Origin of the sequence: Bacillus sp. Xin1 (assembly GCF_013314535.1) — a bacterium.
Lineage (GTDB): Bacteria > Bacillota > Bacilli > Bacillales > Bacillaceae_G > Bacillus_A.
In genome coordinates, this window is sequence record NZ_JABUAE010000034.1 from 1 (window position 1) to 13,986 (window position 13,986).

At 35.5% G+C, this 13,986-nt stretch carries 10 protein-coding genes and 4 pseudogenes; 10 read left to right on the top strand and 4 right to left on the bottom strand.

All coding sequences use genetic code 11. The annotated features are described in order from the left end of the window. Both HRG09_RS21920 and HRG09_RS21925 read left to right on the top strand, forming a co-directional pair. Positions 1 to 552 (top strand): annotated as a pseudogene (locus tag HRG09_RS21920) (hypothetical protein); the annotation flags it as partial. A 720-nt stretch (positions 553 to 1,272) separates the two neighbouring features. Then, complete coding sequence (locus tag HRG09_RS21925; protein ID WP_174102931.1) at positions 1,273 to 2,745, top strand: WD40/YVTN/BNR-like repeat-containing protein; 1,473 nt, start codon at positions 1,273 to 1,275, stop codon at positions 2,743 to 2,745. A 211-nt stretch (positions 2,746 to 2,956) separates the two neighbouring features. On the opposite strand, the gene HRG09_RS21930 is transcribed toward HRG09_RS21925, so the two are convergent. Further along, complete coding sequence (locus tag HRG09_RS21930) at positions 2,957 to 4,402, bottom strand: L,D-transpeptidase family protein (RefSeq protein ID WP_174102932.1); 1,446 nt, start codon at positions 4,400 to 4,402, stop codon at positions 2,957 to 2,959. 196 nt (positions 4,403 to 4,598) lie between these two features. On the opposite strand from HRG09_RS21930, the pseudogene HRG09_RS29845 reads away from it, so the two are divergent. Next, positions 4,599 to 4,697, top strand: a pseudogene (locus tag HRG09_RS29845) (DnaD domain-containing protein); the annotation flags it as partial. A gap of 224 nt (positions 4,698 to 4,921) precedes the next feature. Further along, positions 4,922 to 5,659, top strand: coding sequence for a tRNA pseudouridine(38-40) synthase TruA (truA, locus tag HRG09_RS21935; RefSeq protein ID WP_174102933.1), 738 nt, complete (start codon positions 4,922 to 4,924; stop codon positions 5,657 to 5,659). A gap of 113 nt (positions 5,660 to 5,772) precedes the next feature. Here the strand turns inward: truA and HRG09_RS21940 are convergent, their stop codons facing one another. Beyond that, positions 5,773 to 7,179: a sigma-54 interaction domain-containing protein gene (locus HRG09_RS21940; RefSeq protein ID WP_174102934.1), complete on the bottom strand. Its 1,407-nt coding sequence runs from the start codon at positions 7,177 to 7,179 to the stop codon at positions 5,773 to 5,775. 302 nt (positions 7,180 to 7,481) lie between these two features. On the opposite strand from HRG09_RS21940, the gene HRG09_RS21945 reads away from it, so the two are divergent. The 6 genes and pseudogenes from HRG09_RS21945 to HRG09_RS21970 all read left to right on the top strand — a co-directional run bounded on the left by HRG09_RS21945 (position 7,482) and on the right by HRG09_RS21970 (position 12,257). Continuing rightward, a complete protein-coding gene (locus HRG09_RS21945) occupies positions 7,482 to 7,736 on the top strand; it encodes a biotin/lipoyl attachment domain-containing protein (RefSeq protein ID WP_174102935.1) in 255 nt (84 codons plus the stop codon). Between the two features lie 210 nt (positions 7,737 to 7,946). Next, positions 7,947 to 9,368 carry an amino acid permease gene (locus tag HRG09_RS21950; RefSeq protein ID WP_174102936.1) on the top strand — a complete coding sequence of 474 codons (1,422 nt, stop codon included), beginning with the start codon at positions 7,947 to 7,949 and terminating at the stop codon, positions 9,366 to 9,368. A gap of 110 nt (positions 9,369 to 9,478) precedes the next feature. Beyond that, positions 9,479 to 10,753: an acetylornithine deacetylase gene (locus HRG09_RS21955; protein ID WP_174102937.1), complete on the top strand. Its 1,275-nt coding sequence runs from the start codon at positions 9,479 to 9,481 to the stop codon at positions 10,751 to 10,753. Between the two features lie 161 nt (positions 10,754 to 10,914). Beyond that, positions 10,915 to 11,829: pseudogene (locus HRG09_RS21960) on the top strand (tetratricopeptide repeat protein). Between the two features lie 7 nt (positions 11,830 to 11,836). Then, positions 11,837 to 11,983 (top strand): annotated as a pseudogene (locus HRG09_RS21965) (sporulation membrane protein YtaF); the annotation flags it as partial. 115 nt (positions 11,984 to 12,098) lie between these two features. After that, the gene (locus HRG09_RS21970) at positions 12,099 to 12,257 is read left to right on the top strand and encodes a hypothetical protein (protein WP_000532411.1); all 159 of its coding nucleotides are present in this window, start codon (positions 12,099 to 12,101) and stop codon (positions 12,255 to 12,257) included. Between the two features lie 21 nt (positions 12,258 to 12,278). On the opposite strand, the gene HRG09_RS21975 is transcribed toward HRG09_RS21970, so the two are convergent. Both HRG09_RS21975 and glsA read right to left on the bottom strand, forming a co-directional pair. Beyond that, positions 12,279 to 12,620, bottom strand: coding sequence for a DUF3969 family protein (locus HRG09_RS21975; RefSeq protein WP_174102938.1), 342 nt, complete (start codon positions 12,618 to 12,620; stop codon positions 12,279 to 12,281). A 176-nt stretch (positions 12,621 to 12,796) separates the two neighbouring features. Beyond that, positions 12,797 to 13,726 (bottom strand): glutaminase A, encoded by a 930-nt coding sequence (glsA, locus tag HRG09_RS21980; RefSeq protein ID WP_174102939.1) that lies wholly within the window; start codon positions 13,724 to 13,726, stop codon positions 12,797 to 12,799. Positions 13,727 to 13,986: the final 260 nt, after the last annotated feature.

Sequence of the window (13,986 nt, forward strand, 5' to 3'; positions counted from 1 at the left end):
GGAGCAGGCAAAGGTCCGGGAGCAGGTGAGGGTCCAGGAGCAGGCAAAGGTCCGGGAGCAGGCAAAGGTCCGGGAGCAGGTGAGGGTCCAGGAGCAGGCAAAGGTCCGGGAGCAGGTGAGGGTCCAGGAGCAGGCAAAGGTCCGGGAGCAGGTGAGGGTCTAGGAGCAGGTGAGGGTCCAGGAGCAGGCAAAGGTCCGGGAGCAGGCAAAGGTCCGGGAGCAGGTGAGGGTCCAGGAGCAGGTGAAGGTCCGGGAGCAGGTGAAGGTCCAGGAGCAGGCAAAGGTCCGGGAGCAGGCAAAGGTCCGGGAGCAGGTGAAGGTCCAGGAGCAGGTGAGGGTCCAGGAGCAGGTGAAGGTCCGGGAGCAGGTGAAGGTCCAGGAGCAGGTAAAGGTCCGGGAGCAGGCGAAGGTCCAGGAAAAGCTAAAGAGCCGGTGAAAGAACCAAGCAAAGAGCCAGTGAAAGAACCAAGCAAAGAGCCAGTGAAAGAACCAAGCAAAGAGCCAGTGAAAGAACCAAACAAAGAACCAAACAAAGAACCATCTGGACAATAACACTTAGATTGTTCTTCATTACTATTTAATACAAATGTAACAGTGAGCAAGAGCCTTCATGGTAGAGAGGCTCTTGCTTATCGACTAGCAATTTATGTTGCAAATAAACTCTATACATACGGAATGTACCTCGCTACTACTATTTTTAAAAGAAGACAACTAACACTTCTTTTAAAACAATGAGGGCCGCTTTTTGCGGTTAAGTAATGAATTTAAATTGTAAATCGGCTTTAGAAGTGAACACAATAGGCTGGCATTAATATCGAGGATTCATTCAAAAAACAAAAAGGATTAGATGAGATGTCTAAGCATTGTAACCTTTAAAAAAATATTAGAACGGCGTTAGAAAATCATGGCTATAAAAATTTTTATATTAACGCCAGAACGGCTAGATGGTAGGCACTCTAAAGTACCTCATTTAGATGCGTTACGGAGAACCGCATCATAAGTATAAGTAACCGATAGTGATTTGATTTTAAAAGCGGATTGTTTATTTTAGGTCTATCGGAATAATTTTAATAAAAATTAGAATTAAGAAATTAGCACTGATCTTTGTGTATGATGGAGTGCTTTTTTATTTTTTTTCATTACTATATCAATTCCGATTACTTTAATTTTAATTCGCATGTAATTAAATAATATGCTGATTAAAGGATTATACAAATATTGGGTGGAACGAAGTATACTCAATATAGATAAAGATAAACAATTTAATTAGGAGTGATTTTTATATTTAGGAAAAATGCAAAAAGGATACTTATATCATTATTAACAAACCCAATATTAATAATTGGATACTGGATTTTTTGTTATGAGTTAGCTTTATTCTGTATGTACGGAAGAATGAATTATAATATTTATATTTTATTATTATGTATAGTATTTTTTATATCTATCATTACATTTACTACAATGAAAATTATAAAAGATAGAGAATATGAATCTAAAAAATTAACTAATTTAACTGCATGGAAATACATTTCTATTATCATTATTGTTGTAATCACATCATTTTATGGGGTACAGATTTATAAAAGTGCAACAAATTATAATGGCAAACTTGCATGGTTTATAGAAAGGTTAAAATATGAAAGATCAATTAAATTTAAACATAATAATATATATGAATATGGAGTAGAAGGTATTTTTGAAGATATAAATAAAAAATATCCTTTGCCAAAGAAATTATATATGGCAACTGATTTTGATCTTACATTTCGTTCAGATGGAACAATCACAGCGTTTGATACATTTGTTTATGGGAAAAATGCTGATGGGAAAGAGGAAACTTATTTAATAGCTTATGATAAGAAGAAGTCAGAAGATATTACTGTAATACAAGATGGGTATGCAAATCCTGATTATGATGATGATAAACTAGTAGAACCTCTAATTAAAACGGTTAAGGCTATTCCAGTTAAGCGAACAGTTAGTAAGTGGAATGAAAGTAAGTATGGATTGATTTATTACGGGAAAAGGAATTGGGGATACAATACAGAGGGAATTATTAATATTAATGAGGATGGTAAGGAGCATAAACTTGAAGAAGCAGCTTCTGAAATCATTGGATATACTGTATCTATATTCGTCCCTGGAAAAGAGAAAGAGTTAGTACCTGCTAGATATAACTTAATAGGTGACCAAAATTGGAGTAAACCAAACAGTAATTCAAATCAAAAGAGCTCCAAAGAGAAGGGTGTAACGAATAACAAGGAACAGTTTTTCCTATCGAAAGAAGTTGGTTATAAACTAAGTATTACAGATAAAGCATTAGGTAGTGCTTTTTACTCGCTAAGCAAGACGATTGATGGAGGTAAAACATGGGAGGTTATAAATACAGACCCATTCATCGGAGGAATTGGTAGTGTATCAGGAATAACTTTTATAAATGATAAACTTGGATTTTTAGGAGCAATCCACCCTTCTAGTACTAACGGAGAGTTATATCGTACAGATGATGGGGGCATATCTTTTAAAAAGGTAAATTATACACCTCGTGAAGTAAAGTTAGATAGTGGACAGTCTATAAGTCCTTTTGATTCTCCAGGTATGCCTTATGAGAAAGATGGAGTTTTTAATATGTTAGTTGGACAAGGAGCAGATGGAGATTATAATGGCGGTAGTAGCGCACTTTATCAATCGAAAGATAAAGGAGAGACATGGGAATATATAAGGGAAGTTAAAAAAAGTTAGAGTTAGTACTAGGGTTAAATAAAAGGTTCACCGTTGCAGGTGTAACGGTGAACAATACTATGAGTAAATTGGTTTTAAGTATATAACTGTTTTTCCCCCCTACACAGGAGAAGTACGGAACATAAATAATAAAAACAAAGAAGCAGAAAATTACTTAGGATTTCTTGCTTCTTTATTTTTATAAAGAAAATACTTGAGATACTGCTATTTGTTAGTACACGATAACGGGTTCATAAGTACTGAGATTATCATATACGGTTTTAGCAATGCTAGGAGGGAGATTGACACATCCGCCCGAACCACCCGTTAGATAGGCATTATTTGCCCAATTTGTCCGCCAGCCGGCATCGTGGAACCCTTGTCCGCTGTTTGTGAACGGAGCCCAGTAATCTACTTTAACGGAATAATCAGGTTTACCTACTGCGCTGCCTTTGAGTGTGTACGGTGATCGTTTATAGAGGATATACCACACACCTGGTGATGTATCTTCACTTGTGCTATGTTTACCAGTTACTACATTCGTTGAGACTGCCAATTTTCCATCTTTGTAAATCCAAATTTGCTGTTCTGCAATCGACACTTCCGCATACGTGTCCCCAATGCCATTATTTGCTGTTGTTTCATAACCGATGCCTTCTTTATTCCAGCCATTTCCGTAAATATTAGAAGCGGAAAGCGATTTTTCCCCTTTTTCGAAGGCTTCTTGGATTCGTTTTGCTTCTTTTTCAACATTTATTGCCCAGCCATAGCCTTGTCCTTTTACTGATATGACCGAACCAGAATGGGTTTTAAATGTGAAGTCTTTATTTAATGTTGATTTAGAATTATTAATTTCAGCAATCTTGTTCTTAATGTCGCTCGCGTCGATTGTAACTTTCATATCCTTTGACATAGAGGCATTTTTAATTAGATCTTTAGCTTTTAAAGAGTAAACTTCATTTTGTACCTTATAATCAATGGTTTGTTGAAGAAGATCTTGTAATGCTTTCTCCTCTTTTTTTATAATCGGATTGTTTTCTTTAATAGGCTGTATGTATACAGGGGTTAAATGGATTTCACTTTTATACTTTTTCTTGTCGTAATCCTTTAATAGACTAGCAACATCATACTGTTCTCCGTCAACGCTTTTTGAGATAAAAGCCTTGCCCTGTTCGAGCTTCGCCATAGCATCTTGAGGCGCTTTTAAATCTTTATTCGTAGAGATGAGTTTTTCTTCTACAATTTTTTTCATCGTTTCGCTTCGATACTGATTCGTCTTTTTCGGTAGCAGTGAATAATTTTTTTCCTTTGAGGAAGGGAAAAATGTCCACTGGCTTTTTAATAGCTTCTTAATTTGAGGCAAATCTTTTTCCGTAAGTTCCGTTTGCGTATCTTTTTCATCTAAAATTTGTTGTTGGCCGACATAGACCTTGTTTTCTAATCCAGATGTTTTTAATTTCTGCATTACCTGATCAGTAGTTAGACCGCCGACCTTTGTATCATTAATCGTAACCTGTGAATTGAAACGAGTTGCCTGATAATAACTCATTCCCCCAATTAGAAGTGCAAGTATAACGAAGCCACCCGTTGTGACAAACTTCCAATTTTTAAAACGCTTGCTTGAGTTTGCTCGTTTTCTATCAACCTCTTCAACTGATTCATTTATTGTGTTGTTCATAAATATTTCCTCCACATACCTAATATAATCCCGGTATCAACGTCAACCGACTGTAAACTAGTGTTTTGCATCCAAAACCATTGATTAGTTTACCTTATTATTCTTAAATTTTCACTACTTTTTACCAGGTTTTATAGTGTTGAGTCGGTCAAATTTGGATGTTTGTCAATAGAATGAAAGTGTTAATAACCAGTAGACCAAGAAGTTTCTAAAGGAGTGCGAAGAGTGGGAGAAAAATGTACAGCATAAAGAAGAGTTGCAGAAGTTCTTGCAGGAACATGGATGGCGTTCGTGAACTAGATTGTACACTATTGATTTAATATGTATAGTCTATGCGCATAATACATTGGCAGAAGTAGACACTAAATGAGCTCCCTTGTGTTACTATGAGAAGAAGATTAAGAAAAACATCATAGAGTACTTAGAATTTTTGTTTTATGTAACGGAAAAAGAAAGGCGGTGAGTCTGTTAATAAAAACATGAATAGGCAAATATCTATGTTTTTAATAGCAGAAAACAATGAACAACTACAAATTAACAATTCAATATGACGGCGGCCGCTATAAGGGATGGCAGCGCCTTGGGAATAACGATAATACCATTCAAGGAAAAATCGAAAGTGTATTATCAGAAATGATTGGACAAGAAATAGAAATCATTGGTTGCAGTAGAACAGATGCAGGAGTACATGCCCTGAATCAAGTAGCTAACTTTAAGGTTGATGAAAAACTAGCAGAAACGAAAGTGAAAAAGTATTTAAATCAATACGTACCAAACGATATTAGTATTACGGATGTGGAGCAAGTTCCTGAACGTTTCCATGCTCGCTACAACTCAAAAGCGAAAACGTATTTATATAAGATTTGGAATGAGGAACATACGAATCCATTTATGCGTAAATACAGCATGCACGTTCCAAAAAAGTTAAATATTGAAAGTATGCAAAAAGCAGCTCAATATTTAATTGGTTCACATGATTTTACTGCTTTTTCAAATGCTAAATCTAAGAAAAAGTCGATGGTTCGGGAAGTATATATGCTTGATGTCGCAGAAAGTGAAGGTTTTATCCAAATTAGAGTGAGCGGAAATGGATTTCTTCATAATATGGTGAGAAAGATTGTTGGGGCTTTAGTAGAAGTTGGCTTAGGTCAGTTAGATGCAGATGCGATCCCGCAAATTTTAGAAGCGAAACAACGAAATCAAATTAACTGTCTTGCGGATGCGAGTGGATTGTATTTGGAGAAGGTAGATTTTTAGATAATTTGGTAGTTGATATAGATATAAATCAAAAAGGAAGGGGGAACAACCCTTCCTTTTTTTGAGTGTACTTATAGAAATTGTAAAGAAATCAAGATGATATATAGGTCTTCTTAGCTGTTTAAATTATATTTTTTTAATCGATATTGCAGGTTTTGCCTACTGAGCCCTAAAAATTTTGCTGTTTGTGAGATATTACCTTTATTTTCTTTAAGAATTTGATGAATGTATTCTTTTTCCATTTCTTTTATTGTGTATTTTAAAGGTTTAGGCGTATCATCTGTATTCCGATTAGTTAGCGATGGATGGACTTCAAATTCTCTTTTGGTTAGATCATAAAAGCGTTTAGGTATATGGAACGTTGTAATGAATTCTTCATCTTCTATTAAGTTCATAGAGCCTTCAATCATATGTTCTAACTCCCTTACATTACCAGGCCAATCGTAGTTATAAAAGCAGTCTTTTACGTTTGAATCTATCCCTTTTACTTTTAAGCCAAATTCGATATTATATTTTTCAATAAAATGATGAACAAGCATGGGGACATCTTCTTTTCGCTCTCTTAGAGGTGGTAAAAATAAAGTTACAACGCTTAATCGATAATATAGGTCTCTCCTTAATCGATTGTGTGTTATGGCTTCAACAGGGTCCTCATTAATGGTTGCTATGATTCGGACATCTACTTCTTTTTCTTGTGCTCCTCCGACTCTTCGTATTGTTTTATCTTGTATAGCACGCAATAATTTAGCTTGAAGAGCTGGACTTAATGAGTTAATTTCATCTAGCAATAAAGTCCCGCCATTAGCTTCTTCAAATAAACCAGGTTTATCTATTGCACCTGTAAAAGCGCCTTTGTTCGTTCCGAATAACAGACTTTCCATTAGGGTCTCTGGTATAGCAGCGCAATTTTGTGAGATAAAAGGCTTTGTTGAACGATGACTTTCATTATGAATACTTTGCGCAAATAATTCTTTCCCAGTTCCTGTTTCTCCTACGATAAGTATGGAAGAGGATGTACGTGTGACTTTTTTTGCTTCTGTAATAATCGAGTGAGTTGCTCTAGAATTACCTATTATATGATTAAAGGTAAACTTAGTGTTTTGCCTTCGATTAAGACTTGTTTTCATCATCGACTTTAATTGGGTAATGTCTTTTGAAATTTCAACAGCACCTTTGATTTTTCCATTTTCTATTATAGGGAAGGTATCATTAATTGTTGTAATCTCTTTTCCTTTATTATTAAAATAAGTCTGTTTTACGTTTTTTTTAGTTTTTCCGAGTTTTAGTGCCTCTATAAGAGTGCTAGTTTGATTCTCTTCAAATACAAATACCTCTAAAGGATTTTTGTATAGTATGTCTTTACGATCCATCGATTCGATTTCCATCATTTTCTGATTGTAGATTACCGTTTTACTTTCCTCATTAATAATATGGATCCCAATATCAAGTTCATTGAGTAAATTTTCATATAGCATATTCATCTCAACTAATTTTTTGAAATTGATTTCTTCTGTATGCATGTATCATCTTCTCCTTGTTATACCCTATGAAGACTGACTTTTTATAATTTTATTAAAATTTCATCAAAAGCGCAAAAATTTTTGCGCTTTTTCCGATTAAAAACTTAAAAATGATAGAAAAAATTTTGCACTTATTAAGTTTTTTTGTAAACATCTCTAATTTTACAAGGGAATTGAAGTTGGTATGCATTTTGCATTCATAGTAAATGAAAGCTCTAAATTAAAATACTAGGGGTGAGTTGAAAGTTTTATAAAGTGTATAACTTTTTAGCAACATTTAATAAGAAAGAGGAGGTTACAAAATGAAGGCAGTTATAGAAAACGTATACAGTCCTTGTTATGGGAAAGTAGAGAAATTATTTGTTACTGAAAGTTCTTATGTATATGAGTGGGAGAAGTTAGCGTTAATTGAAACAATAGATAAAGAGAAAGTGGAAATTAAAGTAGGAATCAGTGGTGATATCGTATTGTTAGAAGTGGAAGAGGGACAAAGTATTACCAATAAAACACGATTAATAGCAGTAAGAGATGACATGTTAATAACAGGTAGTGATTAACACAAGCTATGGGGATTATGTACTAGTTCCTAGCACTCTTCTAAACAATTCTTTTCATTTATGAAAATGCCAATTAAATCATAAGAAGGGTTACTAAATGATTATTGTATTACGGTTCATCTCTGGTGTGTAGTAAAAGTGGAGTTATTATTTTTATATTTTAAAGCGTTTACATTAGTGCATTCTTGTAAAAATAAAAGGGGGATTTATATGACAAATCAAAACCAGGAATTAAAACGGGAGTTGAAAAGTCGACATTTATTTATGATTGCACTTGGAGGAGTAATTGGTACCGGGCTTTTTTTAGGATCCGGTTATACCATCCATGAAGCTGGGCCTGGAGGAGCGATTGTAGCTTATCTTGTTGGAGGATTTGTTATGTATTTAACGATGCTCTGTCTTGGAGAGTTGGCGGTTGCTATGCCTGATGCAGGGTCTTATCAAACATATGCTACAAAGCATATTTCACCTGCAGTAGGCTATGTAGTGGGATGGATGTCATGGTTAAACTGGTCCGCTACGATAGGGATTGAGTTGATAGCAGTTAGTATCTTAATGAAACGTTGGTTTCCAGATGTATCATCGTGGATTTGGTGCGTAGTTTTTGCCGTTCTACTTTTTGCTATTAATGCGTTATCTTCAAGAAGTTTTGCAGAGGTCGAGTTTTGGTTTGCTAGTATTAAAGTAATTACAATTGTTGCATTTATTATTTTAGGCGGGGCAGCTATGTTTGGTTTCCTAGATATGAAAGGGAATGAACCGGCGCCAATGTTTTCTAGCTTTACTGATTACGGAGGGCTGTTTCCAAATGGGCTAACAGCTATTTTAATTACAATGATTGCAGTTAATTTTTCCTTTCAGGGAACAGAATTAGTTGGTATCGCGGCTGGAGAGAGTGAGAACCCAGAGAAAACCATTCCCAAAGCTATTAATAATACAGTTTGGCGTATACTCGTTTTCTTTGTACTTTCCATTTTTATACTTGCGGGGCTATTCCCTTGGCAACAAGCAGGAGTGATAGAAAGTCCATTCGTAGTTGTATTTGATAAAATTGGTATCCCTTATGCAGCAGATATTATAAATTTCGTTATTATTACCGCGGTACTATCAGTGGCAAATTCTGGATTATATGCAACTTCTCGTATGCTATGGTCTATGTCTAATCAAGGAATGATTAGTCCGATTTTTGGTAAGTTATCGAAAAAAGGTGTTCCAATTTATGCATTAATTGTAAGTACTATTGTAGGTTGTCTCTCTTTATTATCAGGTATTTATGCAGAGGATACAGTTTATTTATGGCTTCTCTCTATTGCGGGATTCGGTGCAATATTAGTCTGGGCATCTATCGCTTTATCTAACCTTTTGGCTAGAAGAACATACATAAAGCAAGGCGGGGATATTAAGGACTTGAAATTTAAAACCCCATTGTATCCATTTGTCCCACTTCTTGCTTTAGTATTAAACTTAACGGTAATTGTTAGTATGGCATTTATTCCGGAACAACGAATGGCACTGTATTGTGGTATTCCATTTATGATTGTCTGTTTGCTATTTTATCGGATTACAACAAATAAGAAAAAGGCTATGGAACGTATTGAAAAGACGAATACAACAGAAGCGCAAAGTTTGTGATGAGATTCATCTTAAGTTATGGATTATTAGAGACTGTTAAATTGTAAACAGTCTCTTTTTTTGTAAAAATAAAAGCTGAAACATACTATGTATGCAAAGGGGAATTTGTAATGAATGAGGCAGTCTCACAGCTACTCGAACAAATCGATTTAAGGAAAGAAGAACTATTAGAACTTACAAAAACATTAATCCGTTTTGAAACACCAGCACCACCAGCAAGAAATACAAGTGAGGCACAACAATTTATTGCTGCTTTCTTGAAAGAGTATGATTTTACAATTGATACATGGGATGTATACCCAGGTGATCCAAATGTCGTTGGGGTGAAGAAGGGGACGGCAGGAAATTCCCATAAAAGCTTAATTATCAACGGACATATGGATGTTGCGGAAGTATCGGCAGATGAGAACTGGGAAACTAGCCCCTTTGAACCATTTATAAAAGATGGATGGTTAGTTGGTCGTGGTGCGGCTGATATGAAAGGTGGATTAGCTGGGGCTTTATTTGCAATCCAGCTTTTACAAGAAGCAGGAATTGAATTGCCTGGGGATTTAATCTTTCAGTCGGTAATTGGAGAAGAAGTCGGAGAAGCAGGAACACTCCAATGTTGTAAGCGAGGTTATAACGCGGATTTTGCAGTCGTTGTGGATACGAGTGATTTACATATGCAAGGTCAAGGTGGCGTTATTACAGGGTGGATTACAGTAAAAAGTCTGCAAACATTTCATGATGCAACGCGTAGACAAATGATTCATGCTGGTGGCCGCCTATTTGGAGCAAGTGCGATTGAAAAAATGATGAAAGTTTTGCAAGGCTTGCAAGAGTTAGAGAGACACTGGGCGGTAATGAAAACATATGAAGGGTATCCATTTGGAACAACAACGATTAACCCAGCTGTTATTGAAGGTGGTCGTCATGCAGCGTTTGTTGCAGACGAGTGCAGACTCTGGATTACGGTACACTTCTATCCAAATGAAACACATGATCAGATTGCGAAAGAAATTGAAGAGTATATTGGTAGGGTGGCTGCGGCTGATCCATGGCTTCGTGAAAATCCACCACAGTTTGAATGGGGCGGAGAATCGATGATTGTTGATCGTGGTGAAATATTTCCTTCATTAGAAGTAGAGAAGGAACATCCGGCGGTACAGAAACTGACTTCGATACATGAGTCTACGTTAAAGCGGAGTTCAGTTCTTGATATGTCCGCGACAGTAACAGATGGTGGATGGTTTAGCGAGTTTAATATTCCAGCTGTTATTTATGGACCTGGTACGTTAGAAGAAGCGCATTCTGTAAATGAAAAAGTTGAAATGAGTCAGTTAGTTGAGTTTACGAAAGTAATCACCGCTTTTATATACGAATGGTGTCATACACAAAAATAAGAGAATTTTAAGGTTTTGTTAATAAATTGCTAAGGTACGTCATGTAACATAAAAGTACCTGTCGTGGAATCGTACAAACGTTAATGTTTGTACGATTTTTTTATTACCCGAAAATATACAGATGTTAAAATAATGTGAAATATACAAAAGGGGAAATGTAAGTGAATTTGAATGAACTGGCAATTGAATTACTTGAGACAAATGAATATGAAGAGTCGCTAAAATTGTTCAAAAAAGCCGTGCAAGTAGCAAGAAATGTTCAATCGTTAAACAACCTTGCTTGGATTTATATCTATGAAGAAGAAGACACTGAAACCGCCTTTGAATTGATGAAAGAAGTTATAGAGATGAAGCCATCCTCGCATTTTTCATATAATCTTCTAGGGGAAATTTATATAAAGAAAAAAATGTAGGGGGATGCTTCTTCTATTTTGCTTCAGTCTATTACAATTCAGCCATCTATGGAAGCATACAAAAATTTAGGGATAGCGAATTATTATCTTAGAGAGTTAAAAGAAGCATCAGAATACTTGCTTATGGGTGCAAGTAACTCGGATTATTATATGTACGGTCATATTAAATGTTTGATTGAAATGGGGAATACAACAGAAGCGAAGCGTAAATTAGATTTGTTTTCAGAAGAAGATGAGAACTTTATAGGAGAAATTGAAGTTACAGAATTATATATAGAAATGGAGTGTTTTAAAGAAGCAATTGTCTGGTTTGAAAAAGGTTGGAAAGTGTATTCGGATGAACCTCGTTGGATAAGCAGATATGTTTATTGCCTACTGAAAATGAGTTCTTTAACATCCGCCCAAGAAATCATCAGTAAGGTAATCGAACAGACAAATGAACTCATTCAAGATGTTCTAGATGAGGAGTGTGATAAAGGATGGACAGAAAGTGATAAAGAAGAGCGTGTGAGCGAATTAATTTCTAATAAAGAAGAATATAATCATGTGATAGAGAAGATTATGTCTGGATATATTCCACAAATAGAATTTGAAATACCAATCGCTACAGATTGTTATTTATTTGGATGTCAACGTCATAAACATCCTGAATATGAAGGATAACTTACTTACTATTATTTCTGGAATATTTAGTTTCGTTTGTATGAGCGTTTTTTCGTATATAGGGAAAAGATTTTTGGCGGAATACTGAGGGAGATGGGCAACAATTATTGCTGGGATTTTATTGATTCTAATCGGAATCGATCAATTGATATAAAATGAGATTGAAAACAATATTTGAGTATTTCCGCGGAAATATAACAAACCACTGCATATATCGACACGCTTAACTTCATACTAACAGTGATTTCTTTTTAGAAAGGGGTATGAATATGGGACGTGGTAAAGCGTTTGATCATAAGAAAAAAGGTCATGATCATCAGCCACCTAAAGGGGCGTTCATTCATAAAGATGTGAATGAGCATACATTAGAAGAAGAAGAACTACCTGTTAATATTGAAACGTATAAAAATAGTTTAAAGAAACATTAAAGCACCTATATAGGTGCTTTTTTAGCGTATATCTTCAATTAGCTGTTGTGATTCTTCATACATTTCATATTCACCAAGCGCTTGAATACAACGCCATTTTAACTCTTCAATACTTGGTTCAAGTTCTTCGGGGAGGACATGATGAATGTCTTCAAGCCCCATGCCAAAATGAATAAGCTCTAGAACTTGATCATCAATATTTCGATCCATTAATAATTCCAATACTTCTAAATTGAATATGTATCGATAAGCTTCATCGGGGGAAACAACTTTCAGTTTTAAGCTTTCTACAATACTAAGTATAAAAAGAAGAATCGTTTTCTCTAGGACAGGTTGTTCCTCCATTTGAAAAATGAGTTTCATTTCTTTTACACCTCCACCGTATAGCGTTAGGTTGTACTATATTATTCGGGAAGGGGGAGCAAATATGCATAATAAAAAAAGTTATCCTATCGAAGTGGGGGAGGATAACTTTTTTATTTGTTGGAATTTGAAATTTAATTATAAGTAATGCCGAAAATCGTCATTAGGACCCCTTTTTAAAAAATGCTCCAACCTTCTTGAGCAGAAAGCAATTCTAATATTTTAAATCCAGCAATACTATTTCCATTTGCATCTAGAGCTGGTCCGAAAATACCGATTCCCATTTCTCCTTTTACACAACCGAAAATTCCACCAGCGACACCGCTTTTTGCGGGGATTCCAACACGAATCGCAAATTCTCCAGATTCATTGTACATGCCGCAAGTTACCATAAAGGTTTTACAAATTTTTGTGATATGTTTTGGGATAATTTGTTTTTTCTTATATGGATCGTAGCCATCCATTGCAAAAATTAAACCAATACGTGCTAGATCAATGCAATTTACTTCAATTGCACATTGGCGTGTGTATAAGTCCATTAATTCTTCGATATTACCATCAATGATGCCGTTTTGCTTCATATAGTAGCAAAGAGATCGATTTAAGTAAGCAGTTTCTAGTTCAGAGATGGCTACTTTGGAAGAGTAGTTAATTGTAGGATTGTCTGTGATATCACGTACAAAGCGAAGAATTCGTTCCATCTTCTCTTCGTTACTATCTCCTGTAAGCATGCTTGTAATAGCTAACGCACCTGCGTTAATCATTGGATTAAGAGGTTTAGAAGGGCTAGTTGTTTCTAGTTTAATAATAGAATTAAATGGGTCACCAGTTGGTTCCATCCCAACTTTAGAGAATACATATTCTTCACCACAATCTAAAAGTGCAAGAGCGAGTGTGATTACCTTTGAAATACTTTGAAGAGTAAAAAGTGTCTGCGAGTTTCCAGCATGGACGTATTCGGTCTCTTTATGGTAGATAGCAATCCCTAAATCGTCTGGGTTTGCATTTTCTAGTTCGGGGATATAGGTAGCAAGTTTCCCTTTTTTTGTATAGGGTTTTACTTGTTCTAGCAACTGTTGTAAGTTGTTTGTCTCGATGCACTGCATAATACCAACGCTCCTGTTCCTTTTTCACTAAGTTTACGTTTCCCAATAAACTCGGAAATAAATAATAACATGAAAAAGTGGAATGATAAAATGAAACTTCTGTCTTGAATACAAATTGAAAAATAGATATAAACCCTTTTTTAGGTGGGATAGAAGAGCCGGTCATGCATAGAAGCGGTTAGAGCTGTTCCATGCCAAGTAAAAATAAAGAAAGTAAACGAGTAAAGGCCATTTTTATTCTTTTCATAGCCACGATTTAT